The organism is Flavobacterium sp. GNP002, assembly GCF_054343795.1.
Window position 1 is genome coordinate 3,283,157 of the sequence record NZ_JBTGUW010000001.1, and the last position, 24,336, is coordinate 3,307,492.

Consider the following 24,336-nt stretch of genomic DNA (forward strand, 5'->3'; position numbering starts at 1 on the left):
TGTCTCATCATGAAATTATACGCTTAAATTATGCAATTATTTGACTGGATTATACTCATTTTTACATTACTTTTCATTGTAATTTATGGCGCGTGGAAAACCAAAGGAAGTAAAAATGTAGAAGACTTTATTCTAGGAAGCAATGAAACTCCTTGGCATGTTGTAGGGCTTTCCGTGATGGCAACTCAAGCTAGTGCCATTACATTTCTTTCTACTCCGGGACAGGCTTATCATGATGGAATGGGTTTTGTGCAGTTCTATTTTGGACTGCCAATTGCCATGGTTGTAATTTGCGTCACATTTATCCCTTTATACCACAAATACAAGGTTTATACCGCATATGAGTACCTCGAAAAAAGATTTGATTTAAAAACACGTTCCCTTGCAGCCATTCTTTTCTTGTTCCAAAGAGGTCTTGGAACCGGATTGACTATTTACGCTCCAGCGATTATTTTATCGGCAATATTGGGTTGGAATCTTACCTACATGAATATTATTATCGGTGTTTTAGTCATCATTTATACTTTTTCTGGTGGAACCAAAGCCGTTAACGTAACACAAAAACAGCAAATGTTTGTGATTATGTCCGGAATGTTTATCACCTTTTTTCTGATATTACATTATTTGCCTAATGATATGACATTTACCAGTGCACTTCACATAGCTGGAGCAAATGACAAAATGAACATTGTCAATTTCTCTTTTGACCCAGAAGAAAAATATACATTTTGGAGCGGAATCACAGGAGGTTTTTTCCTTGCATTGGCTTATTTTGGAACTGACCAATCTCAGGTAGGACGTTATTTATCAGGAAGATCCGTTCGTGAAAGTCAAATGGGACTGATTATGAACGGGCTTTTAAAAGTTCCTATGCAGTTCTTCATTTTATTGACTGGAGTTATGGTTTTTGTTTTTTTTCAATTCAATCCTGTACCGTTAAATTTTAATCCAAACAACAAAGCCTTGATTGAAAAATCGGTTTATAAAGGCGAATACAATGCTTTAGAGCAAAAACTAGACGATTTGTCCGAAGATAAAAAAGTAATAAACTTGTTGTACATCGATCAGCTGAATCAGGATTATGACAATCCAATCCTTCGAAAAGAATTAGTGGCTTTGTCTAATAAAGAAAAAGATTTGAGAGATCGAGCCAAAGAAATAATTCTAAAAGCCGACAGCAACAGTGAAACTAATGACAAAGATTATGTGTTTTTTCACTTTATCCTGAATTATTTACCTCGAGGACTTATTGGTTTATTGCTTGCCGTTATCATTTCAGCGGCCATGTCATCGACCGCTTCCGGACTGAATGCATTAGCATCTACTACAGCAATTGATATTTACAAACGAAATGTAAAAGAAGAAAAATCAGAACGTCATTATCTGTATGCAACTAAATTCTTTACCTTATTATGGGGAATTATTGCAATCCTTTTTGCCTGCATCGGGACGCTGTTTGAAAATTTAATTCAGTTGGTAAATATCATTGGATCCATCTTTTACGGAACTGTATTAGGAATCTTTTTAGTTGGTTTTTATATCCATAAAGTCCAATCCAAAGCTATATTCTACAGCGCCGTTATTAGTCAGCTTACTATTTTTATCATTTACTATTACGCCATTTACATCTTTCCAAGCGGAGAAGAAAAACTGGGTTATTTATGGCTAAATTTCATCGGAGCGATGCTAACAATTGTGATTTCGTTATTATTGCAGTGGACCATTTTCAGAAAACAGAGAGCGATAACAGCCTAAATAAAAAATTATTAACCGCATATTCACAGATTTAGATATTAATAATCTGTGAATATGCGGTTATTTTTTTTACTGCAGAAGTTCTTATTTAAAAATCTCTTCTTCCGCAGAAACTGGCAATAGCGAACTGACCAAGTAATGATGATCCCATGGATAATCTATATGCAAACATTTAATAAATTACCCAGTCCAAAATTTCAAAAAAAATCCCGTCTCTAAATAGAGACGGGATCTTCTTATATAAAAAAGATAGAGTAATTAGTTCTTACTCCACTCTGCAATACTATCTTTATTCATTTTTACATAGTCTTGGTTTTTAGCAATTTCAGCTGCTGCAAGAGATAATTTTGCAGTTTCGATTGCTCCTTTTTTATCTCCAAGTTTAGCTTGAATCAATGACTTCAATCTATTATACCAAAATGGTTTGTCTTTAGACATATCCAACGCTTTATTTACATAAACCAATGCTTTTGCATTGTCACCATTCGATTGGAATAAAAATTGAGCAGCAGAAAAATAATCAGCACCAGTTGGTCCTGCTAATGCTTTCTCGATATTAGCCGTTGCTTTTTGTTGAGTAGGCACTTCAAATTTTAAAGCTGCATACGAGTTCTCCCAGTATATTTCTAAAAAAGCAAAATTGTTATCTAAACCACTGATTCCAATAGTAAATGTCTCCACACTTCTATTTAAAGTTTCTGGTTTAACAGTTGCTCTAAGCGCTACATTTTCTTCTTTCCACTCTTCTGGATTCCCCCAGTTATCAGTAGTTTTATAAAAAATTATTTCCCAGCTTTCTATTTTTGGAATAGTATACAAAGAATATTTTCCTTTTTTCAACGTTTTTCCATCAATAACAACATCGTCGCTAAAAGATACAGTTGTATTTTCATTAGCGCCAGTTCTCCATACTTTTCCAAAAGGGATCAAATTACCAAAAACGGCTCTTCCTCTGGCACTTGGTCTTGAATAATTAATTTCTACATCTGTCAAACCTACTGCTTGCATGATGGTAGATTTTGGACTGGATTGAGGTGTTTTTACCTGCGCCTCAATGGTAAAATTTGCTATAATAATGGCAAATACAATGATTATTTTTTTCATGTTTTAAATTTTTATGATTTCCAAATTTACAAATTCAGTGGCTTTCAAATGTTAATTATTCCTTAATTTAGAATCAATATTCTTTAGCGCATCAAAACCCAATTCGTTAAAATGATTAATTACAACATCAGCTTCCGATAAATCTTGCGCCTCAGAATGAACACTGTTATACCCTACGCATAAAATCCCAGCTGCTTTCGCCGCTTTTATCCCATTTGTGCTGTCTTCAATGACAATACAATTTTCTTTTGGCGCAACTGATAAACTTGCCGCATGTTCAAAAATAGCAGGATGTGGTTTCGATTTAGGGAAATCTTCACCGCTTACCACATGCGTAAAATAGTCATGCAACTTAAACCTGCTAAATACGCGTTCAATAGTAACTTTTGAAGCTGAAGAAGCCAGAATCAATTGCATTCCGTTTTGGTGTAATTCTTTAATAAGATTTTCAACACCTTGCAATAATTCCAAATCTGCTTTACTATCAAAAGCATCATTAAATATGTTTCGTTTTCTCAGTATTAAATCTTCTACTTCTTGTTCTATCACAAAAACCTCTTTCAATTTCTGAAACGTATTTCGAGTAGAAAAACCGGTAAACGAAGTATACATATCTTCTGTAACAGTAATCTTTAATTCGTCGAATTGTTTGAAATAAGCATAACGATGTACGGGTTCAGTATCGACAATTACACCATCCATGTCAAAAATTACGGTTTGTATCATTTTTTAGATTTTTAGACTTTTTAGATTTTAAGGCTTCTTAGATATTTAGAACTGAATATTAGAAACTTAATTCTGACCACTATTTTTTAAGTAAATAACGAATCACGGTTTCTGCAGCATACAAACCAAATAATCCCGGCATATAACTGTTTGTTCCGTAAAAAGATTTTTTAAAATTGGATCCATCGGTCATTTTTAAACTTGATTCGTCTTGAATTTCAGAAGAAAAAACCACTTTCAATTTATCAATTTTCACTTCTTTCAATCGTCTTCGAATGGTTTTAGCAAAATAACAATTCACGGTATTCGTAATATCTGTCACTTTAACTTTAGAAGCTTCCATTTTCCCGCCAGCGCCCATACTGCTTATGATTTTGACTCTTTTTCGTTTGGCACCAATAATTAAATTCAACTTTGGAGTCACACTGTCTATGCAATCCAAAACATAATCAAATTCTTCTGAAACAATTTCGAAAGCACGCTCAGGCGAAAGAAACTCCTGTACACGAGTCAATTTTAATTCTGGATTGATATCCATTAATCTATCTCCAACAACAGTAACTTTAGGTTGTCCCACGGTCGAATGTAAAGCAGGTAATTGTCGGTTTATATTGGTAATATCAACTACGTCACCATCTACAATAGTCATGGTTCCCACTCCTGCTCTTGCCAAAAATTCAGCTGCAAAAGAACCAACACCACCCAATCCTACGACCAATACATTTGCATTTTTCAAATTATCTAAACCTTCTTTTTTGAATAAAAGTTCGGCTCTTTCTGTCCATTCTGCCATTGTTTTTTTGTTTAAAGTTTAATGTTTAAAGTTCTAAAACTTTAACTCTTATAATATCTAAATTCGAATATTGAATACATCCAAAAAATTACTACTTACCAGTTCTTGTATTTCTTTGACAGAAACTCCTTTGTATTTTGCTGCCAATTCATAAACAGCCTCAATTCCCTCTTCAACCGTATCTGTTTCTAGAAAAAATCGATTATTGGGAACGCTTTTAAAAACAGCTTCCAGTTCCTGATTTAGCAATAAATATTTTCCAAATGAGATATAAAATCCATTGTCCACTAATTGCTTGGCGACTTGTATATTTTTCGAAAATCCATGAATCAAAATTGGAACTGATATATTCAATTTTTTCTTGATGGCAATCAATTCCTGAAAAGCCGCGACACAATGTATCACAACCGGTTTTTGATATTTTTGTGCCAAAAGCAATTGTCTTTCAAAAACCATTTGTTGCAATTCCATTGGAACTTCGATGCGCTTATCCAATCCACATTCGCCAACAGCGAGACAATTTACCTCTTGCAATTTACTTTCGATTATAGCCAAGTCAGATTCTATTCGTCCTTCAACGATAAACCACGGATGAATCCCGATGGAATAATACGGAATCGTTGTGTCAAATTCCTGTGGATATTGATTCACTAATTCTAACACATTGGGCTGATTGGTCCATTTATGCGTATGCAGATTAAAGAATTCCATTAGTCGTGAAATTTTTTAACTCCTGCTTTTATTTCGATATCCAAATCATTTTCCAAAGGAACTTTTGGACAGGAATACTTGTGATTATAAGCGCAATATGGATTGTACGATGTATTGAAATCAATCACAATCGTATCTCCTTTTGGGATTTTTAAATCGATATATTTCCCGCCAATGTAGCTTTCCTTGCCTGAAGTCAAATCAGAAAACGGCAAAAACAAATAGTCTTTATATTCTTCTTTTTTTGAAAGCTCAATATTCTTGTACACATTCAGTTTCAAATCCCGACCATCAATCGTAAAGTAAAGTTCCCCATATTTTACATACAATGGTTTTCTGTCTGTTGACGTTTTCATTTCAAAAGGCTTCTCGTTTTCTGTTCTGACAAATGCAGCTGTCACAAAAAACTTCCCGTCAATAGGATAAAAATCAAGTGTTTTGAATTCCGCTAAATCTTCTGCAGTCAAAGGACTTGTCTTTGCATCCGCATATTCTGTATTTAATTCCTTTTGAAATTTGGCCACAGCCGAAACATCAAATTTTTCTTGGCCAAAGCCTAAATTCAATTGAACCAAAAGAAATAAAGTAAATAGCGTTCTCATATTCTTATTTTTATGCAAAAATAGTTTAAAAGTTACTAGGACACAAAGACGCATCGGTACAAAGTTTTCTACCTTTGTGAAATTATAACTTTAGATATGCTCAAAACTGCTTTTCAACGCTACATAAATAATTTCAGAGGATTTACAAGAGAAGTTTGGATTCTTACGCTGATTACTTTTATTAATCGTGCCGGTACGATGGTTTTGCCTTTCTTGTCCAAATATTTAAAAGAAGATTTGAGTTTTTCCTATGCACAAGTAGGATGGATTATGGTTGCTTTTGGTTTTGGTTCTATGCTAGGATCTTGGCTTGGAGGAAAATTATCTGATAAAATAGGATTTTATAGAATCATGGTTTTCAGTTTATTCACCAGCGGAATATTACTGTTTTTAGTGCAATACATCCGTACGTTTTGGGGATTATGCATTGGAATGTTTGTCATTATGACTGTAGCTGACATGTTTCGTCCCGCCATGTTTGTATCTCTGGGTACGTATGCAAAACCTGAAAACCGTACTAGAGCATTGACTTTAGTTCGACTAGCGGTAAATTTAGGATTTACTGCAGGACCGGCTTTAGGAGGTTTAATCATTATGAATTTAGGCTACAGCGGATTATTTTGGGTAGATGGAAGTTCTTGCATTGTATCTATTTTGATTTTTACATTATTAGTAAAAGAACGTAAAAAACCAGCCGATTTAGACTCCGCAAATAGTGAAACCGAAATACCTGCTTCCGTTTTTAAAGACAAGATATTTTGGATTTTTCTCTTTATCTGCTTTATAACGGCCATGCTTTTCTTTCAACTTTTCACCACTTTACCCTTATACCACAATGAAAAATTTGGGCTGACTGAATTTCAAAGCGGACTTTTGTTATCCTTAAATGGACTGTTGATTTTCTTTTTGGAAATGCCAATTGTAAGTATCAGCCAAAGAAAAAATATCGATAAACTCAAAATTATTCTTTGGGGTTCGCTGTTAATGTCTATTAGTTTCTATGTTTTAATGATCGATGTTTGGGCGGGAATACTAATTGTCAGTATTCTTTTTATCACTTTTGGAGAAATGTTCATCTTCCCTTTCTCTAATTCTTTTGCTTTAAGCAGAGCGCCAAAAGGCCATGAAGGTCGCTATATGGCTTTGTTTACAATGAGTTTCAGCTTAGCACACATTGCAAGTTCCAAAACCGGACTGGAAATTATTGCTGCATTTGGCTACCAAACCAATTGGTTTGTCATGGGAAGTTTAGGAATTCTCTCGGTAGCTGGTTGCATTTGGCTGCAAAAATTAATTAAACTTGAAAATAAATAGTTTCCCAATTTACTTACTTGATTTAAATGTTTTTGTGTTAAAATAAGTTTGACATCAGTACTAAACCTGTTTTTTTAGTTATTTAACTATATTTTTAGTTGTGTAACTAAAAATATAGTTGTAAGTTTGATTCAAATAAAAAAATCATGCAAAAACTGACCAACAAAGAAGAAGAAATCATGCACATTTTATGGAAGCTTAAAAAAGCATTCGTAAAAGAAGTCTTGGCAGAAATCACAGAAGATCAACCTCATTATAATACACTCTCGACTATTGTGCGAAATCTGGAAGAAAAAGGTTTTGTGTCGCACAATGCTTTTGGAAACACTCACCAGTACTATCCTATAGTGAGTTTAGAAGATTATAGAAAGCGTTTTATGAATACAGCTATCGATAATTATTTTGACAGTTCCTATAAAAATATGGTCTCTCATTTTGCCAAAGAAGAAAAAATTTCTGCTGCTGAATTACGGGAAATTTTAGCCATGATTGAAAATCAAAAAGAAGAAATATAAACTATATAGTAACAATATTTATGGAAGCATTCTATATTTATCTTATCAAATCTAGTGGATTAATTGCGCTGTTTTATTTGGCTTACCATTTTATGTTGCGAAAAGAAACCTTTTTTACCAGCAATCGTTGGTTTCTGTTATTGGGTTTATTTACTTCAGTCCTTTTGCCGTTAGTTATTTTTACTAAAATAATATGGGTTGAACCTACTCCTGTAAATTATGATTGGTCATCATTGCCCATAACTACAACTGTAAATGAAGATCATACAGAAGAATATATTTACCGGGGACTAGCAGTATTCTATTGTATGGGAGCATTGTATCTATTAACTAAATTTGGTATTGATTTTTACAGTTTACAAAAAGTATTTAAAGGAAAAATAATAAAACGTCAAGCGGATTTTAAATTTATAGACGTACAAGACAACCTCGCTCCTTTCTCTTTTTTTAATACTATCGTTTATAATTCGTCTTTGTACAGCAGTTCCGAATTAGAAAATATTTTGGAACACGAAAAAGTGCACAGTGAACAAAATCATACTGTTGACGTATTGCTTTCAAGACTCTTTTGTATCCTTTTTTGGTTCAATCCATTTATTTGGTTATATAAAAAAGCAATCTTACAAAACTTGGAATTCATTGCTGACAGCGAAGCTACCAAAAAAATATCTGACAAAAAAGCGTATCAGTTCACGCTTTTAAAAATAACAACACATCAAAATTGTGTTGCCATTACCAATCATTTTTATCAATCATTAATCAAAAAACGAATCGTTATGTTAAACAAAAATCAATCAAAAAAATCGAATTCCTGGAAGTACATTTTAATTCTTCCAGCATTAGTCGCATTTGTGTTTTTATTTCAAATTGAAACCTTTGCACAGGAAAAAAAATCAGAACAAATTATTACGGGACCTTCAAAAACAAATGAAAATTCAGTAGATGTATATAAAATAAATAAAAATACTACTGATGAGGAATTTAAAGAAAAATCAAGCAATTTGAAAGAAAAATATGCCATAATTGTTACTTTTTCCGGAATCAAAAGAAATTCCAAAAACGAATTGACTGCTATAAAAGTTGATTTAAAAAAGGGAAAAGAAATTGCCCAGAAAATGGAAATAAAAGGAACTCAGGCCATAAATGAATTTGGAATTATAGTATCTAAAAATGATAATGGAATGCTTACTGTAAATTTTGGTTCACAAGAAACAATTAGTAATCAAAAAAGTATTCTTATTGCCCCAAATGCACCATCAGTAACTGAAAAAGAAATTTTCATCAATGGTAAAAAAGGAAGTCAGGCGGATTTAGATTCATTAGATGTGAATGTAATTGAGCGAGTTGATGTTAAAAAAGACGACAATACTATTTCAATATGGGTTAAAAATAAAACAACCGATATTCCTGATGATTCACAAGTACTGATACACGGAGTTAATATGACCGAATTGAATTTAGAAAAAATTGACCCCATAAATATCAATAATAAACAAACTTCCAAAACAACCAGTACTATTAAAATAGTTACCCAAAAAAAGATTGACGTACCAGATGAAACTGAAATTTATATTGATGGCATAAAATCAAACAAAACGGAATTAGATAAAATAAATCCAAACATGATTGAACGAATGGATGTGAATAAATCCAACACGGATAAAAATACAATTAAAATAATCACTAAAAAAGAAAAATAATAACTCCCATAAATATCCAAAAAAGACGGTTCTAATCAAGACCGTCTTTTTTTATATCTTTGTCCAAAACAAAACTGTATGTATAAAATCTTGGCACAAATCAACAAAGTCATTTTACCTAGTTTCACCAAACAGCGATTGGATTTAGCTAAGGCTAAGAAATGGCAGATGGTAATTATTGGTTTTAGATATTACGTAACCACACGTGCATTAGATTAATATGTAATAGCTGCAAAAATTTCATTGCCTTTTATTTTCGCCCTTCCATTCAAGAAAGCTAATTCCATCAGAAAATTGCATTGCACGATTTCACCCCCCAATCGTTCGACTAATTCACAAACTGCTTTGGCCGTTCCTCCGGTTGCCAAAACATCATCGTGAATCAGAATTCGGTCTCCTTTTTTAATCGCATCGATATGAATTTCCAAAGTATCTTTTCCATATTCCAAATCATACGTCGCTGAAATGGTTTCGTAAGGCAACTTATTTGGTTTTCGAACCGGAATAAAACCAACATTTAATTCTTGTGCAATCAACATTCCAAAGAAAAACCCTCGACTTTCCACTCCTATTACCTTGTCAATTTTTTTATCTTTCAAGGATTCAATCAGTATTTCAAGGCATTTATTCCTTGCTTCGGGATTAATTAGTAACGGAGTGATGTCTTTAAATAAAATTCCTTCTTTAGGAAATCCCTGAATATCACGTATATACTTTTTTAATGACATATTTTTTTGTTTTTTTACAATTTTAGACTTGCAAATTACACATTTATACTTATATTTGCACCCGCTAAGACGCCTTAATTAAGACATCAACAGCAAAAAAAAGGCCTTGTGGCGCAACTGAATAGCGCACTTGATTACGGCTCAAGAGGTTACTGGTTTGAATCCAGTCAAGGTCACTGATTAAACCCACAAACCCCAGTAAACACTGGGGTTTTTTGTATTTATATTGTAAACTAATACGACAATCAACACGACAATTACCACTCAAAAACAAACAAAAACAAGTATAAAAAAACGACTAAATATATATAGTTTAGTCGTTTTCGTTATTACTTCAATATATTTAAGAAATCATTTTTATTAAAATAAGGAGCTATCTTATATAAGTCACTTGCTTTAAAAAGGTAGTCGTAATTTATATTTTTGTAGTCCGCTGTTAGTATGACGTGCTTTACAAAAATATAATTTGAATTATAAATTTTTTCATGATCACTAGAAATAACAGACTTCAAAATTTCTGTTGTTCTATATGCTAATTCAGTAGATAAATCCTTTGCTTCAACTGATCGCTCCACTATGTCTGCATAAGGGACTCCAATAAAAGTTTCGCAAACAACAAATAGATCATTATTTTTAAAATAACAATTATACTTTTTTTCTTTTGTATTGTTGTTCTGCAAAATTACATTTAATCCTCTTTTAAAAAAGTCTTGTGATTCTAAGTAATACTTATCCTGCCCAAAACAAACCCCACAAACAAAAAACAATCCTAACAGTAAAAATTTTTTCATAAACTTTTTTTTTAGTCAACTCTTATTCTATAATCAACAGCGCGCTCTCCTTTATCTACTTGAGTCAATTTTTGATCAACAAAATAAAAAAACATGTGATCCGATCCACTACCGTCAGAATCATACCACACTCTTTTTACTACCTTGTAAATAGAAACTCCATTCTGCATACTTACCATTTTTTTTCTGCCTTCCAGCTTCATAAAATCACTAATAGACATACCAATATAAGTTTTACTTGTAAAATCATCTATTTGGCGACTTCCAGAAGCGCAACTTATTAAAAAACAAATCGAAATACCTAAAAACAAAAACTTTCTCATATATTAATTTTTAAAATTACTCTAATCTAATTACCCCTATCACTAATGCGACTGCATTGATTTGATTTTTATGCAGTTCAAAAGGCTCGTATTTTTCGTTATCCGAAGCAATCAAAACACTTTCCGTTGTACTGCCTTTTCTAATTCTCTTTACTAATGCACCTTGAATAGTATCTAATACATATACTTTGTTCCACTGAAAAAACAAATCATTCAAAGGCAGTTTTTTACAAGCTACAATATCCCCACTATTGTATTTAGGCTGCATACTGGAACCTTTTACGGTAATCAAAAAATCAGCTCCTTTGAACGTAGGTATAACGAAACGTTCGCAATCCACTTCTAAAACCGCACTTTCTCCTTCGCCAAATCCAGCCATAGCACTTAACGGTATCAAAGGGATTCCCTGTTTATCATCCTTTAGTCCGTAACTATCCATTGGATCATTTAATACGTTATTAAGAGCGTTCATATTTTTCAACATATCTCCTTTACCTGTTAAAAGCCATTCTGAATTAAAAACTAAACATTTTGTGTAAACTAATTCAACATCAAAAGTTTTTCTTGATTTCCAATTTGATAATACTTGTGGACTTATTCCTAGAAAATTAGCGAAAACAGTGTCGTTTTTAAAAGAATAATATTCTTTTATCTTATTTAAAATCAATAATTTATCCATAATATTAAATTTATTTTAAACAATTTGTGTAAAATATTTTTTTATTTAAACAGTTTGTTTATATATTTGCCTTAACGAAAACAAACACAAACAAAGATAAAGATTTGGATTGTGTTGATGAAATTATTAGTTAAGTAAACCTTATTAATTATGGCAGATATAAGTAATCTAAAAAAGTCAATCGATGCTATCACGCCTTTATTTGAAGATTTAAAGATTGAGTTAGACAAATACCCAAACGCTTTTAATTTAAAATTAGATAAAGAAAAAGGCTATTTATTAACTATAGATCTCGATGTTCTAGAGCAAGTTTCAAGTCCTTCATCTGGACAATATAATTAATCACTTACAATTATGGGAAGTCAAATTTTTAATTACAATGGTAATAATATCACTTTTCAGTTAGGGAATGGCGATGTTATGGTAAACGCAACCGAAATGGCAAAGCCGTTTGGTAAACGTCCAGTTGATTATTTACAAAATCAGCAAACACAAGATTTTTTAACTGAATATTCCAAAGTGAGAAAAAGCACTTTGGCTGATTTAGTAAGGATTACAAAAGGAGGCAATAATCCTGGTACTTGGATGCATGAAGATATTGCACTAGAATTTTCAAGATGGCTCTCTCCTTCATTTTCTATTTGGTGCAACGACCGTATTAAGGAACTCCTAAAACACGGTATGACCGCCACCCCGCAAACATTAGAGCAAATGCTCGATGATCCTGATGCTTTAATCCTAACGCTACAAAAACTAAAGCAGGAGCGTGCTGAGAAAGAAGCATTACAAAAACAACTTAAAGCACAAGAAATAAAAATCGATTTTATTGACCGTGTGCTTGATCTTGACGAAAAAATAGATATTGGCCAGTGTGCTAAAATACTTGAATTGCCATTTGGCAGAAACACACTCTTTAAAAACCTCAGAGAAAAAGGCGTTTTCTTTAAAAACAGAAACGAACCACAACAAAAATACATCGATAAAGGATATTTCCAACTCAAAGAAAAATTTATCGAGCGTGACAACCACGACAGCTTTATGGTTGTAAAAGTACTAGTCACTCAAAGAGGTTTAGGCTTTTTAAGCACCCTATTTAAAGCCTCTCCTAGATCAAAAAAATTAGCAAAACTAGAGTAATGACAAAAACCGCTACAATATTCTTAAAACACAATCTCATGTTATTGGATAAAATCCTTAATAACGTTGAATTTTTAATTGAAGCTAACGGTTTCACTGATCCAAATGATGAAGTATTCAATAATCCAATAAACAAACAAATCCCACAAAATGGAAGTAACCGTAAAAATTGCACCCGAGAGTATGCAGGAATTAGCCGAAAAAGTTGCGCTAATTAATGCAAAAGGCAACCCAACAAAATCAAAAACTGAGTTCGAACGCTACTACACAGTTCCTGAAGTAGCCAAAATGCTTAAAAAGGCAGAAGAAACCGTAAGACTACATATTCGTATGGGGCTTTTAAAAGCAGGAAAAACAGGCAAATCATGGTCGATTTCACAAACTAACTTAAACAATTACATTTCAAATGAACGATAATAGATTTTACGTTGCCACAGACAAATTAGCAGAAGTAACCGACGCTTTATTACATCAAGGGTTCACAGAGCAAGACGCTTGCCTTGATAATGACGAGGAATTGTCTTCACATATTTTCATCGATAGTTTAAAAAAGACTTTTTACCACACCGATGAAGAGTGCCTAAAACAAACAAGCCTCATTTTAATAGAAAAATTTCAAAAAACCTATTCAACAACAAATCTTAAAAAAATCAAGAAATGGAACTAAATGCCGAAATTATCAAAACAGAACAAGTGAGTACCGAAATGATCTACCAACAAGACAAAGCTCAAATTGATACTCAAATTGCAACAGCAAAAGCATATCCTAGAGACTTAAAAAAAGCAGTTGAAGATTCCATATTTACAGCTACGCTAGATTTAGAAACAGCCTCTTCATGCAACTACGCTCTACCCAGAGGAGGAAAAACAATAAATGGACCGTCGGTGCACCTAGCGTTAATATTAGCTCAAAATTGGGGTAATCTTAGAATTGAAGCCAAGATTGCCGCAATCGAAAAAACCTCTATCACTTCACAAGCTGTTTGTTTTGACCTTGAAAAAAACATTGCTATTAAAGTAGAAGTTAAACGTTCAATTATGACCAAAACGGGAAGAATGAACGACGACATGATTACCGTAACTGGTAATGCTGCAAACTCAATTTCTTTACGAAATGCAATCCTTAAAGTAATCCCTAAAGCAGTAGTCGATAAAGTTTCAAAATCTGCAAAGCAGTTAATCACTGGAGACATTTCAGACGAAACCAAATTTATCAAGAAAAGAAATTCTGTTTTAGATGGTTTTAAAAACACTTACGGAGTTACTGAGCAGGAAGTTCTTGAAACAATTGGTAAACCTTCTACAGCCAATATAACTGCTGACGACATTGTTACTCTTATTGGTTATGCCCAATCTATTAAAGACGGTGACTCTACTGCTGATTTAATTTTTAGATCAAAAAAAGTTGATTCAGCAAAAAAAGCAGAAAAAGTCGATTCAGCCAAACTAGTAATGCGTATCAATCAAGCCAAAACATTGGAAGCCTTAGAAAAGCTCAAAAATGAAATTCCAGAGGAAGACACTGATACTTATACGCTTTATGCTGACAAGAAAACAGAACTGAGTTCTAAAAATCAAGCGCCAGCTACTCCAAAAACCAATATGCCTTAATGAGAACAGCAGAATACAAAGGCTACACTATATACGAAGATGGTCGTGTTTTAGGAATTAAAGGAACATTCTTAAAACCTGGTTTATCTGGAAATGGATATTATACCGTCGCTATATGTTATGATGGTACAAAAAAATCAGTTCCGATACATCGCTTAATTGCTGAATCTTTTATTCCTAATCCAGAAAAAAAGATATACGTAAACCATATAAATAGCATCCGTACAGACAATAGAATTGAAAATTTAGAATGGTCAACTCCCTCCGAAAATGCAATTCACATGTTTAAAAACGGAAGGTGTAATAAAACTATTGATTCTGTTATAAAAAGAATAAGTAAACCTGTAATTGATAAATCCACTGGTAAGACTTATCCTTCTGCAAAAAACGCAGCACTTATTTTAGGAATAAACAGAAACACACTTGTCGCAAAACTTTGTGGAAAAAGAAAAAACAATACAACTTATGAGTATCTATAAAACATATAGCCCTGAACAGATAGAAAATCATTTATCTAAATTTTTAGTAAATAGCTGGTCATATTCGTCCGTATCTACATTTTCTAGGAATCAAAAATGTTACGAAATGCAATCGGTTTATGGTTATCGTTCTAAATCGTCAGCCACCACCGTAGCGGGTAATGCTTACCACGAAGCTCTACAGCACTATTTTAATCAAATGAAAGCAAAAGAAATTTTGCCTGATTTGATCAATTTAGAAACTATTGCCTTCAATTATATTGAAGAATTTGAACCTAGAAACTGGAAACTTCAAAAAACCACTCCTTCAGTTGAAGAAAGCATTAAAGAAGCAAGCAGTACCGTATCAAAATTACTTCAAAATTTCCTAAAAGATATTTCAGTTTACACAGATGAAATAGATGAAGTCCTAGACGTTGAATATTACGGAAAAGGAATTTATGTAAACATTAATGGCGTTGACATTCCTTTGCCCTTGTATTACAAAAGTGATTTAGTCGTAAAACTAAAAAACGGTAAAGTTGTAATTATCGATCACAAATCAAAACAATCGTACACCCCAGAAAGTGCCGTAAAACTTACCAATGGAAAACAAGCCATTACTTATGTGATAGGTTATGAAGCCGAAACAGGAATTGCAGTAGATGAAGTTTGGTTTATTGAAAACAAATACAGCCAAAACCGAGACAAGTCGCCTCAGCTCGTAAAATTCCCACTTGACATGACAAGTAAGGACGAACGAAAGTATTACGAATCTATGCTTTACGAGGGCTTACGTGCGCTAGTTCAAGCGGTAAGTGATCCTGATTACGTGTACATAATGAACGACAGCGACAACCTAGTCGATTTAGCCGAAATGTACGAGTTCTGGACTAAAACGATGCTCTCAGAAGTAGAAGATTTTACAGACATAGATCCAACCAAAACGGAGCTTATCAAAAACCGTCTTAAAAAGATTAAAGACAGCGGAATCAAAACCATAAATCCAAGCGTAATTAAACAATTCAGACAAAAAGCTTCTGAATTTATTCAATACGATTATTCAAACAAAGACATGACACAAGAAGAAAAAATAGAACACGTACTTCGCAGATTTGGAACCGTTGTAAGAGTTGCAAAAGTATTCAACGGTTACTCTAGTAATACTTACTTATTAGAAATTGAAGCAGGAACAAAAATTAGCTCTATTCAGTCTCATAAACTCGATTTAGCCAATGCACTAGATGTTTCCACGGTTCGTATTTCAAAAGAACTTACGGTTTATGAAGGTAAATCATATCTGGCTGTAGAACTTTCTAAAAAACGTGAAAGAGATTTACTCTTTACCAAAAAAGATTTGGTAGATATGAAAATACCAATTGGTAGAGACAATTTTGAACAAATTGTACATTGGGATTTAAACAATCATTCTACACCACACGCTTTAGTTTGCGGTGCAACTGGATCAGGTAAATCAGTTGAACTAAAAACCATGATCGAATTCGCAAAACTTGCCGGAGTAAAACATATTTTCATTCTGGATCCAAAATTTGAGTTCTGTAGAATGGGATTAAAAGGAGTAAAAATATTTAGCGAAATACTAGACATTGAAACCGCCTTAGAGGAATTAGTAATCGAAATGAATGAGCGTGTAAAAGCAGGTACAGAAGAAAAAACGCTTATCATTTTTGATGAATTTGCAGACGCTCAATCCCAAGGAAGAAAAGGGAAAGAATTAGACATCATGGAAATGGTTGAAGTTGGCCAACAAAAAATGAAAACAATGTTTGGAGAAACATTGGTCCCTAAAATGAAACTTCAAAAAGTAGGATCCAGAAATACTCTTGAAGAAAACCTTCGTATTCTTTTACAAAAAGGTAGATCTGTAGGATTCCGAATTGTAGCAGCTACTCAAAGAGCCTCAGTAAAAGTTATTACTGGTGATGCCAAAGCTAACTTTCCTGTTCAAATTTGTTTCCGTGTACCCAAAGAAATTGACTCTAAGGTTGTTTTAGATGAAGGTGGTGCAGAATCATTAGCAGGCGCGGGAGATGGCTTAATTCGTTCCCCTGAGTACCCTGAATTAGTAAGGTTTCAAGCTTACTACAAACCTTAAAAAAATATAACTGACCGACATCAGTGTCGGTCAGTTGTTTATCTATTTATTTAAAAAAAAACAATAAAATGGGAGCAACAACTCAAAGAACATTCAAACCAAATTTGCAAGAATTACAACCTTTTGCAACTGAAATTTCAAACGATGAAATTAAAAAAGAACCGATGTTCTTTAATTGCGATTTGCAATATGCTTATGAGAATGGTGGTGCAATTACAAAATCATTTATTGACAACTTACCGAATGATTGGAAAGAAAATGTAGTATTTGATAGCCGTGTTCATATGCTAATGCCTAAATGGTACCCTGCAATTCCTGGATGGCATCACGATGATGTACCAAGACCAATAATACCAACAGGGCAACATTTTATAACTGCTGGACAACCTGATTATGATAATCCAATTTATCAAAGTGAGCATATTATGGGATTGGTAAATGCTGATGTTTGCCCAACGCAATACATAAATACTGAATGTACAATGCCTTCAATACCTGATGGAGAATTGATCTACAGAAAATGGCATACTGAAATTGAAAAGCTAATAAAAGAAAACAAGGTTGAAGTAATTGAAGCTAAAGATAGAACATTGATTTATTTTGACTGCAATACTTTTCATACTGGTATTGGTGCAAGAAGTAACGGATGGCGGTGGTTTGGTAGAGTGAGCCGAAATACTGATAGGATAAACAAAATCACTAACGAAATACGTGTCAATTGTCAAGTCTATTTGGAATTTCCAATGGAAGGATGGTAGTTCTTAAAATGGCACATAACGGATTGCGGCTTGCAGAAGTGGCGGATTTAAAGACTGATTATTCAAACACAAACTAAACTTTAATTAAGAAACAATGCTTACAAGTACAAAATATTACCCGCCATTTTTGCAAACCGCTGTTAACTGCAGTACGGTTTTTCAAGAAGATTGTATGCAAACTATGGCACGTTATTCTGATGGTTATTTTGATTTAGCTGTTTGTGATATTCCTTATGGAATTAATTTAGGAAATATGGCTTTTTTGAAAGAAACCAAAACACGAACCAAGCAAAAAAACGGAACTATTTTAAACGCCAATAAAAACAAAAAAGTTTATACTTCAAAAGATTGGGATTTAGAAACGCCAAGCCAAGAATATTTTAATGAATTGAAACGTATTTCTAAACATCAAATAATTTTTGGAGTTGAATATGTGAATTGGGAAGGTTTAGGAACGGGCAGAATAAAATGGAATAAAGGAGCAGCTGAAGGAATGAGTTTTAAAATTTATGAAATGGCTTACTGCAGTATAATAGATTATGAAATGGAAATTAATCTATTATGGGCTGGAATGCAACAAGCAAAAAGCATTACCGAGCCAATGACCTCGCAAGGAAATAAAAAGCTAAATGAAAAGCGAATACATCCTTGCCACAAACCAATAATGTTATATGATATAATTTATCAAACATTTGGATTTGATGGGATGAAAATAATTGATACTCATTTGGGCGGTGGAAGCAATAGAATTTCTGCTGATAAATTTGGATTTGAATTTGTAGCTTCTGAAATAGACAATGAATATTTTGATAAACAAGAAAAGAGATTTTCTGATTACAAAAAAACGCCATTTTTACCGTTCACGTAGTATTGCAGTTAACGTTATCTCGCTTGGCGAGGTTGGGAAAAAGAAACCCGAATAATCAAATTTAAGACTAAACAATGAAAGTACAAGACCAACATCAAATTAAGCCAAAAACCCAATCTTGCCAAACAAGTGTTACTGGCTGTTTCTCTCCTGTAGTAGAAAATTTGATTGTAACTACTGGTTCAGACTTTTCTGGAGTTGGAGCGTTTGACCAAGCACTTGAAAGATTAAGAATTAAGCAAAATAAAAAGTTTGCTTGTGATATGGATAAATACGCTAGACAAACTTATATCTATAATTACGGACTTCCTGCTTATTATCCTGAAAATGTTTATGATCGTGAAATACCAAAAGAAAGTTTAGATATTTATATGACTTCGCCACCGTGCCAAAGTTTCTCTCTTGCTGGAAAACGTAAAGGAGAAGATTCTAAAAATGGAGTTTTGTTTTATAATTCACACGAATTTATTGTAAAAAACAATCCTCGTTATTTCATTTTTGAAAACGTGAAAGGATTACTTTCTGATGATAATGGAAAAACGTTTCAAAGATGGATTGATTATTTAGGCGGAAAATCTGTAAATGGAAATCCCATAATATTTCCTCACGAAAACGCAACGCCATATCACGTTTATTACCAGGTTATGAACGCTAAACATTACGGAGTTCCACAAAATAGAGAACGTATTTTTATAATTGGGATTCGTGATGATACAGATAATACTTTTAGTTTTCCAAAGCCGTTTCATTTAGTAAAAAGATTGAAAGATGTTTTACAAAGTGAAGTTGATGAAAAGTATTTTTTGAGCGATAAAATGCTGAATTATTTTGATTCAAGAGCTTCTAATTTTAATAACGGAAATATCAATTTTAAAGATGAAGAAAGTGTTGCATCAACAATAACATCAAGTTCAAAATCATTAGATATTTCCGATAATATCATAAGATTAGCAAATGTAAATCCGTCCGGTAACGGAATGAACGGAAACGTTTATGGTGATGAAGGAGTTTCTCCAACATTATCAACTAATAAAGGCGAAGGAATAAAAATCGGAGCAATTCGAGGTCGTAATCCGACAAATCCATTGAGTAGAGTTTCGGGATTACCAACAGAACAAATGCTTGAAATAAACGAAAACGGAACTTCTAACGCATTAACAACGGTTCAGAAAGATAATGTGGTTATTTATGATTTGACAAATGATTTTTCAGAAAGCGAAACAAGGGAATATGAAAATTATAGTCCATCATTAAGAAGTTCAAGAAGTGGTTTAGCAACTAATTACCAACAAAGAATAAGAAGATTAACACCTTTTGAATGTTTCAGATTAATGGATTTTAACGAAAATTTTAAATGGAATGTGAGCGATTCACAAGCATACAAACAAGCTGGAAATTCGATTGTAGTAAGTTGTTTAGTCGAGATAATAAAACGTCTTGATTTACGTCAACCGAAATAGCCAGTAACGTTTGGCAGCCTTGTACTGCCAGCCTATTTACAAATTCGATTCGGCTGGTAGTTCAAGACTGCTGTTAGTAGCTGGACGGATTATTGAAAACTAAATATTGTTATGGAAAAAATTATTGAAGAATACAAAAAACTAAAATCAATGCTTACATCAAATTTAGGATGTGAAGAAAGTATAGATGAAGTTGGATATAATGATTCTATAAAGGAATCAATGGAAAAATTACTAAAAGGTTTGCATCCAAAAGTAGCACAATCTATTAGGTTAGGACATTTTTAAAAACAAAATTTAAAATAAAAAAATGGAAAAAGGATATTATTATACTGTTAAATACGGTTCGAAATTACAGCAAGGAGGTTGTAACGGAACTTTTAAAATATTTGCAATTGAAAATGAAACAATAGTTTTAAAACTTGTTCATAAACAGAATATTGTAACTATGAGTCCAAATTACTCAAGGACTTTAGATGAAGTTATTAAAAGAGAAATAAACCAAAACGGATTTTTAGTAGGTGATTTAGAAAAATTACAAATAAAATGAATTTAAAAGAAGCAATAATAATATTAGAGTATTACAATAAATGGAGATTAGGAGCGGAATTAGACCAACCAAAACCAAAAGAAATTACTGAAGCTTTGGAAATTGCAATTAATATTTTGAAGCAATTAACGTAGTCTTGCTACTAACTACTATATGTAAAAACCATCTGTAAAGACTAACAAAATTAATACCTAAGACTATGAATATCGGAAAGTATGTGGAATTGTATTCCGAAGATTTAAAATTGAAAAATTATTCTGAAAATACCATTTCAAACTATTGTAGTCAAGTGAAATTGTTTTTGGAGTTTTTTAATAAAGTAGCTACCAAACCATCTGAAATATCAGAAAAGCAAATAAAAGAATGGTTGCTATTAGCAAACTCAATTAACGGCAGGAAACATCGAATTTCTGCTATAAAATTGTTTTATAAACTTACAGGAAAACAACCTTTAAAATTCAAGCATATCGAATATCCGAGATCAGAAAAAAAACTTCCTAAAATTATAGAAAAGGAATTTTTATTGGATTCTATTGCCAAAATATCCAATACAAAACACAAAGCAATAATAGCATTAGCGTATAGTACGGGAATGAGAGTTTCGGAAGTGTGTAACCTTAAAATATCTGATATTGATAGCAAACGAATGATTATTACTATTAGTCAAAGTAAAGGTAGAAAAGATAGGATTGTAGGCTTATCGGAAAAGATTCTTGATATTTTACGAATTTACTTTTGCGAATACAAGCCAAAAGAATTTCTTTTTAACGGACAATTCGACTTGCGATATTCACATACAAGTTGCAACCAAATCGTAAAAAAATATTTAGGAAAAGATTATCACTTTCACTTGTTAAGGCATTCTAATGCAACGGCTCTTTTAGAAGCAGGAACTGATTTAAGAATCATTCAAAAACACTTAGGGCATAGTTCAAGTAAAACGACTGAAATATACACTCACGTTTCAACCGCATCATTAAAAATGATGCCATTACCCATATAATTTTAAAACAAAAATAACATGCAACAAATGACACTAGTAGGGCATATAGGAAACGATGCCGAAGTAAAAGATTTAGGAAATATTCAAGTAATCAATTTTTCTGTAGCAGTAACCGAAAAGGTGAAAGAAGAAAAAGTAACCACATGGTACAAAGTTGCCTATTTTACAAACAATGTAGGTCTAGCACCTTGGTTGCTTAAAGGAAGTTTAGTTGGAGTTACTGGTAAACCAGAAATTGAGTCATACACGGCCAACGACGGAACCCATAAAGCCAACCTAAAATGCCTTGCTAGAGAAATAAAACTGTACTCTTCAACAAGAGAAAGAACAGCTTCTGCAGCACCTACGCAACAACAAGCTCCAAATCCAGCACCTCAGAATTTCGCACCACAAAGCAACGAAGAAGAAGCTGACGATCTACCTTTCTAAATAATGGAATCCAACTTTTACATAATACCAGCTATGCTTGATAAAGACACGTATTTCTTATTCCGTGATTACGCAATAGAAATAAAGTTTACTATCATAAACGGTATTTTAAAAGTGCATGGAAACCATTATTTACTACCAGCAGAGGTAGATTTCATCAAAAAAGCATTTTTTTGATGTTTTTTACATAAACTTTTATGTTTATAACATAAAATTAATATATTTGCTCTGTAGATCCACCTACTTTTAAGAGCTATGGTTTTAAACCAAAACAACCCTTGAATGAAACGGAGTGGATGCCGTTAATTTTAAGGGTTTTGTTTTTTAATTTTTGTTTGTTTTAATAAAACATTCATGGAATATGGCAGATATATCAATCATTTTTAACGGTGCTAAAAATACAGGAACAGAAAATTTAGAACTTGAAGTTTTTGCTAACACAATGAACAACATAACTGTTTCATTAAAAAACAAAGACCATTTTTCAGAGTATCCAGAAATCATACAATTATCAAAATCAACAGCAATTAAACTTCACCGTGAATTAAAAAAACAAATCTCTTTTTTAGAAAGCGAGGTAGACAATGGCTAAAGATAAAACATCCTTTATTCTCTATACCGATTCTTATGGTTTAGTTAAGCAATTACCAGATGATGTAGCAGGAAGATTATTGAAACACATCTTTGCTTATGTAAATGATGAAGAACCAAAAACGGATGAACTTTTGATAAACATTGCTTTTGAACCCATAAAAATGCAACTAAAAAGAGATTTAATCAAATGGGAAGCTGAAATAGAAAGCAAAAGTGAAAGCGGTGCTATTGGCAACTTAAAACGTTGGAATTTAGATTTATACGAAAAATTTAAATCCAAAGAAATAACACTAAAAGAAGCTATATCTATCGCAAAACATCGCAAAGCATCGCACCCCGATGTTTTGGAATCGCACCCCATCGCAAAAATCGCTGTTAATGATAATGTAAGTGTTAATGATAATGTTAATGATATTCTTTTAAAAAAAGAATCAAAAGAGATTTTTAGTTTCAAAAACGCATTGATGGATTTTGGTTTCGAAAAAAATTTAATTGAAGAATGGTTGAAAGTTAGAAAAACAAAAAAAGCAACAAATACAGAAACGGCTTTTAAAAAATTTATTAAGCAAGTTCAAGATACTAATGCTCCAAAAAATGAAATTTTAGAATTGTGTGTTGCAAGAAGTTGGGCCGGATTTGAAACTGAATGGTTTTTAAAAGAAAAAAAGCCAACAACAACAGAAAAAGAAGCTCCACTGGTGGGCCGAATGACAGAATCAGCAATCAACAACAGTGTAAACGCATTTAGATAATCCAATGGAAGAGAATCACTACAGAGTAGATAAATCAGAAATTCTAGCGCAGCAGGAATCCAGATCGTTAGAAGTAATTGCTACAATCGAAGACAATTGCAATGTAAGTCCCGTTCAGTTCTTAAAAAACAACTTGCGCAACAAAAAAATAAAAGAAAGAGTTACCGAGCCAGACATTAAAGTTTTAATCGGCCTCATGATTGTAAAAATAGGAACTCTTTCAGGAATGAAAAACCAAATAGATTTCCTGATTGCACAAGATATTTTGAAAATGATTTTTAGCGTGTACAAAGAGCTAACTATCGAAGAAATATACAAAGCCTTCGAATTAGAAAGATATGGCGCATACGACGAAAAAACAGATCATTTTCAGTTAATCGATGCGGAATATGTTGCCAAAATTCTAAAAAAATACAAAGTATGGAAGCAAAAAATCAGGACACATCACAACATCAGTACAGATGCTTTACAAATTGAAGCCATGACCGAGAGTCAAAAAGATGAAATCGTAGAATCAGGAGTCAATCGATTTTTTGAGGAATACAAAAAAAGCAAAACGATTGAAGATCCTTCGGAGTACATTTTTGATCACCTGGTTAAAAAAGGATTGATAAAAAATAACAACAATCCTAAGCTGCTAGAGTACTATCAAAATCATTTACAACTTGCAAGAGAGCAACTTGAAAAAGAGAATTCGCAATCAGTATCAGTAGATAAATCAGAACGTTTGCAAATAAAAATTGATTTAGAGCAAATAATTGCTGGTAGTTCTCCAAAGATACTACTGAGAGCCAAAAAAAACATTTTAACCGATTTTTTCGAGAAACAAATTTCCGAACAAGTAGAAAAAATATTTTAA

The 24,336-nt window shown here is 32.7% G+C and carries 33 protein-coding genes and 1 tRNA gene; 25 read left to right on the forward strand and 9 right to left on the reverse strand.

The annotated features are described in order from the left end of the window. Positions 1-30: 30 nt before the first annotated feature. On the forward strand, positions 31-1,755 hold the full coding sequence (locus tag ACXX80_RS14190; RefSeq protein ID WP_458553774.1) for a sodium:solute symporter family protein: 1,725 nt from the start codon (positions 31-33) through the stop codon (positions 1,753-1,755). Positions 1,756-2,013: 258 nt separating this feature from the next. On the opposite strand, the gene ACXX80_RS14195 is transcribed toward ACXX80_RS14190, so the two are convergent. The 5 genes from ACXX80_RS14195 to ACXX80_RS14215 form a co-directional block, all read right to left on the reverse strand. Next, complete coding sequence (locus ACXX80_RS14195) at positions 2,014-2,859, reverse strand: DUF2911 domain-containing protein (RefSeq protein ID WP_458553776.1); 846 nt, start codon at positions 2,857-2,859, stop codon at positions 2,014-2,016. A gap of 51 nt (positions 2,860-2,910) precedes the next feature. Continuing rightward, the gene (locus tag ACXX80_RS14200; RefSeq protein ID WP_458553777.1) at positions 2,911-3,585 is read right to left on the reverse strand and encodes an HAD family hydrolase; all 675 of its coding nucleotides are present in this window, start codon (positions 3,583-3,585) and stop codon (positions 2,911-2,913) included. A 79-nt stretch (positions 3,586-3,664) separates the two neighbouring features. Beyond that, the gene (locus tag ACXX80_RS14205) at positions 3,665-4,378 is read right to left on the reverse strand and encodes a tRNA threonylcarbamoyladenosine dehydratase (protein WP_121365143.1); all 714 of its coding nucleotides are present in this window, start codon (positions 4,376-4,378) and stop codon (positions 3,665-3,667) included. A gap of 57 nt (positions 4,379-4,435) precedes the next feature. Further along, positions 4,436-5,089, reverse strand: a complete 654-nt coding sequence (locus ACXX80_RS14210) for a TatD family hydrolase (protein ID WP_458553779.1) — start codon at positions 5,087-5,089, stop codon at positions 4,436-4,438. Beyond that, positions 5,089-5,691 carry a DUF1684 domain-containing protein gene (locus tag ACXX80_RS14215; protein WP_458553780.1) on the reverse strand — a complete coding sequence of 201 codons (603 nt, stop codon included), beginning with the start codon at positions 5,689-5,691 and terminating at the stop codon, positions 5,089-5,091. The genes ACXX80_RS14210 and ACXX80_RS14215 overlap by 1 nt, the downstream gene beginning before the upstream one ends. Positions 5,692-5,787: 96 nt before the next feature. On the opposite strand from ACXX80_RS14215, the gene ACXX80_RS14220 reads away from it, so the two are divergent. From ACXX80_RS14220 to ACXX80_RS14235, 4 genes are all read left to right on the forward strand, one after another. Further along, complete coding sequence (locus ACXX80_RS14220) at positions 5,788-7,005, forward strand: MDR family MFS transporter (RefSeq protein WP_417991943.1); 1,218 nt, start codon at positions 5,788-5,790, stop codon at positions 7,003-7,005. A gap of 146 nt (positions 7,006-7,151) precedes the next feature. Next, complete coding sequence (locus ACXX80_RS14225) at positions 7,152-7,520, forward strand: BlaI/MecI/CopY family transcriptional regulator (protein ID WP_417980841.1); 369 nt, start codon at positions 7,152-7,154, stop codon at positions 7,518-7,520. A gap of 20 nt (positions 7,521-7,540) precedes the next feature. Further along, a complete protein-coding gene (locus ACXX80_RS14230; protein WP_458553782.1) occupies positions 7,541-9,220 on the forward strand; it encodes a M56 family metallopeptidase in 1,680 nt (559 codons plus the stop codon). A gap of 78 nt (positions 9,221-9,298) precedes the next feature. Continuing rightward, the gene (locus tag ACXX80_RS14235) at positions 9,299-9,439 is read left to right on the forward strand and encodes an SsrA-binding protein (RefSeq protein ID WP_458553783.1); all 141 of its coding nucleotides are present in this window, start codon (positions 9,299-9,301) and stop codon (positions 9,437-9,439) included. Here ACXX80_RS14235 and ACXX80_RS14240 read toward each other — a convergent pair. After that, entirely contained in the window at positions 9,436-9,948 is a 513-nt protein-coding gene (locus tag ACXX80_RS14240; RefSeq protein WP_458553784.1) for an adenine phosphoribosyltransferase, read from the reverse strand. The genes ACXX80_RS14235 and ACXX80_RS14240 overlap by 4 nt on opposite strands. Positions 9,949-10,050: 102 nt before the next feature. Between ACXX80_RS14240 and ACXX80_RS14245 the strand changes: the two genes are divergently transcribed. Further along, positions 10,051-10,124: transfer RNA gene (locus tag ACXX80_RS14245), tRNA-Arg, on the forward strand. 153 nt (positions 10,125-10,277) lie between these two features. On the opposite strand, the gene ACXX80_RS14250 is transcribed toward ACXX80_RS14245, so the two are convergent. Genes ACXX80_RS14250 through ACXX80_RS14260 form a run of 3 tightly spaced genes read right to left on the reverse strand, consistent with a single transcriptional unit; the run spans position 10,278 to position 11,741 of the window. After that, the gene (locus ACXX80_RS14250) at positions 10,278-10,739 is read right to left on the reverse strand and encodes a hypothetical protein (RefSeq protein WP_458553785.1); all 462 of its coding nucleotides are present in this window, start codon (positions 10,737-10,739) and stop codon (positions 10,278-10,280) included. A gap of 11 nt (positions 10,740-10,750) precedes the next feature. Next, positions 10,751-11,062 carry a hypothetical protein gene (locus ACXX80_RS14255; RefSeq protein ID WP_458553787.1) on the reverse strand — a complete coding sequence of 104 codons (312 nt, stop codon included), beginning with the start codon at positions 11,060-11,062 and terminating at the stop codon, positions 10,751-10,753. Between the two features lie 16 nt (positions 11,063-11,078). Continuing rightward, positions 11,079-11,741 carry a LexA family transcriptional regulator gene (locus ACXX80_RS14260; protein ID WP_458553789.1) on the reverse strand — a complete coding sequence of 221 codons (663 nt, stop codon included), beginning with the start codon at positions 11,739-11,741 and terminating at the stop codon, positions 11,079-11,081. A gap of 150 nt (positions 11,742-11,891) precedes the next feature. Between ACXX80_RS14260 and ACXX80_RS14265 the strand changes: the two genes are divergently transcribed. The 19 genes from ACXX80_RS14265 (at position 11,892) to ACXX80_RS14355 (ending at position 24,336) form a co-directional block, all read left to right on the forward strand. Further along, the gene (locus ACXX80_RS14265) at positions 11,892-12,083 is read left to right on the forward strand and encodes a hypothetical protein (RefSeq protein ID WP_458553790.1); all 192 of its coding nucleotides are present in this window, start codon (positions 11,892-11,894) and stop codon (positions 12,081-12,083) included. Positions 12,084-12,095: 12 nt separating this feature from the next. Further along, positions 12,096-12,878: a phage antirepressor KilAC domain-containing protein gene (locus tag ACXX80_RS14270; protein WP_458553792.1), complete on the forward strand. Its 783-nt coding sequence runs from the start codon at positions 12,096-12,098 to the stop codon at positions 12,876-12,878. A gap of 150 nt (positions 12,879-13,028) precedes the next feature. Further along, positions 13,029-13,295 carry a helix-turn-helix domain-containing protein gene (locus ACXX80_RS14275; RefSeq protein ID WP_458553794.1) on the forward strand — a complete coding sequence of 89 codons (267 nt, stop codon included), beginning with the start codon at positions 13,029-13,031 and terminating at the stop codon, positions 13,293-13,295. Beyond that, a complete protein-coding gene (locus tag ACXX80_RS14280) occupies positions 13,285-13,545 on the forward strand; it encodes a hypothetical protein (protein WP_458553796.1) in 261 nt (86 codons plus the stop codon). Before ACXX80_RS14275 ends, ACXX80_RS14280 begins: the two co-directional genes overlap by 11 nt. Then, a complete protein-coding gene (locus tag ACXX80_RS14285) occupies positions 13,536-14,489 on the forward strand; it encodes a hypothetical protein (protein WP_458553797.1) in 954 nt (317 codons plus the stop codon). Before ACXX80_RS14280 ends, ACXX80_RS14285 begins: the two co-directional genes overlap by 10 nt. Further along, positions 14,489-14,968, forward strand: coding sequence for an HNH endonuclease signature motif containing protein (locus ACXX80_RS14290; protein WP_458553799.1), 480 nt, complete (start codon positions 14,489-14,491; stop codon positions 14,966-14,968). The genes ACXX80_RS14285 and ACXX80_RS14290 overlap by 1 nt, the downstream gene beginning before the upstream one ends. After that, positions 14,955-17,063 carry a DNA translocase FtsK gene (locus ACXX80_RS14295; RefSeq protein WP_458553800.1) on the forward strand — a complete coding sequence of 703 codons (2,109 nt, stop codon included), beginning with the start codon at positions 14,955-14,957 and terminating at the stop codon, positions 17,061-17,063. The genes ACXX80_RS14290 and ACXX80_RS14295 overlap by 14 nt, the downstream gene beginning before the upstream one ends. A gap of 68 nt (positions 17,064-17,131) precedes the next feature. Further along, entirely contained in the window at positions 17,132-17,821 is a 690-nt protein-coding gene (locus ACXX80_RS14300) for a hypothetical protein (RefSeq protein ID WP_458553802.1), read from the forward strand. A gap of 94 nt (positions 17,822-17,915) precedes the next feature. Further along, a complete protein-coding gene (locus ACXX80_RS14305; RefSeq protein WP_458553803.1) occupies positions 17,916-18,689 on the forward strand; it encodes a hypothetical protein in 774 nt (257 codons plus the stop codon). Between the two features lie 74 nt (positions 18,690-18,763). Beyond that, complete coding sequence (gene dcm / locus ACXX80_RS14310; RefSeq protein ID WP_458553804.1) at positions 18,764-20,149, forward strand: DNA (cytosine-5-)-methyltransferase; 1,386 nt, start codon at positions 18,764-18,766, stop codon at positions 20,147-20,149. Positions 20,150-20,260: 111 nt separating this feature from the next. Next, entirely contained in the window at positions 20,261-20,437 is a 177-nt protein-coding gene (locus ACXX80_RS14315; RefSeq protein WP_458553805.1) for a hypothetical protein, read from the forward strand. 22 nt (positions 20,438-20,459) lie between these two features. After that, entirely contained in the window at positions 20,460-20,699 is a 240-nt protein-coding gene (locus tag ACXX80_RS14320; RefSeq protein WP_458553806.1) for a hypothetical protein, read from the forward strand. Next, positions 20,696-20,833, forward strand: coding sequence for a hypothetical protein (locus ACXX80_RS14325; protein ID WP_458553808.1), 138 nt, complete (start codon positions 20,696-20,698; stop codon positions 20,831-20,833). Before ACXX80_RS14320 ends, ACXX80_RS14325 begins: the two co-directional genes overlap by 4 nt. Positions 20,834-20,898: 65 nt before the next feature. Next, positions 20,899-21,702: a tyrosine-type recombinase/integrase gene (locus tag ACXX80_RS14330; protein WP_458553810.1), complete on the forward strand. Its 804-nt coding sequence runs from the start codon at positions 20,899-20,901 to the stop codon at positions 21,700-21,702. A gap of 18 nt (positions 21,703-21,720) precedes the next feature. After that, entirely contained in the window at positions 21,721-22,131 is a 411-nt protein-coding gene (locus ACXX80_RS14335; RefSeq protein ID WP_458553811.1) for a single-stranded DNA-binding protein, read from the forward strand. A 3-nt stretch (positions 22,132-22,134) separates the two neighbouring features. Continuing rightward, positions 22,135-22,308, forward strand: coding sequence for a hypothetical protein (locus tag ACXX80_RS14340; RefSeq protein WP_458553813.1), 174 nt, complete (start codon positions 22,135-22,137; stop codon positions 22,306-22,308). Between the two features lie 184 nt (positions 22,309-22,492). After that, positions 22,493-22,723 (forward strand): hypothetical protein, encoded by a 231-nt coding sequence (locus ACXX80_RS14345; RefSeq protein WP_458553815.1) that lies wholly within the window; start codon positions 22,493-22,495, stop codon positions 22,721-22,723. Next, on the forward strand, positions 22,716-23,477 hold the full coding sequence (locus ACXX80_RS14350; RefSeq protein ID WP_458553817.1) for a DUF6291 domain-containing protein: 762 nt from the start codon (positions 22,716-22,718) through the stop codon (positions 23,475-23,477). The genes ACXX80_RS14345 and ACXX80_RS14350 overlap by 8 nt, the downstream gene beginning before the upstream one ends. A gap of 4 nt (positions 23,478-23,481) precedes the next feature. Then, positions 23,482-24,336, forward strand: coding sequence for a hypothetical protein (locus tag ACXX80_RS14355; protein ID WP_458553819.1), 855 nt, complete (start codon positions 23,482-23,484; stop codon positions 24,334-24,336).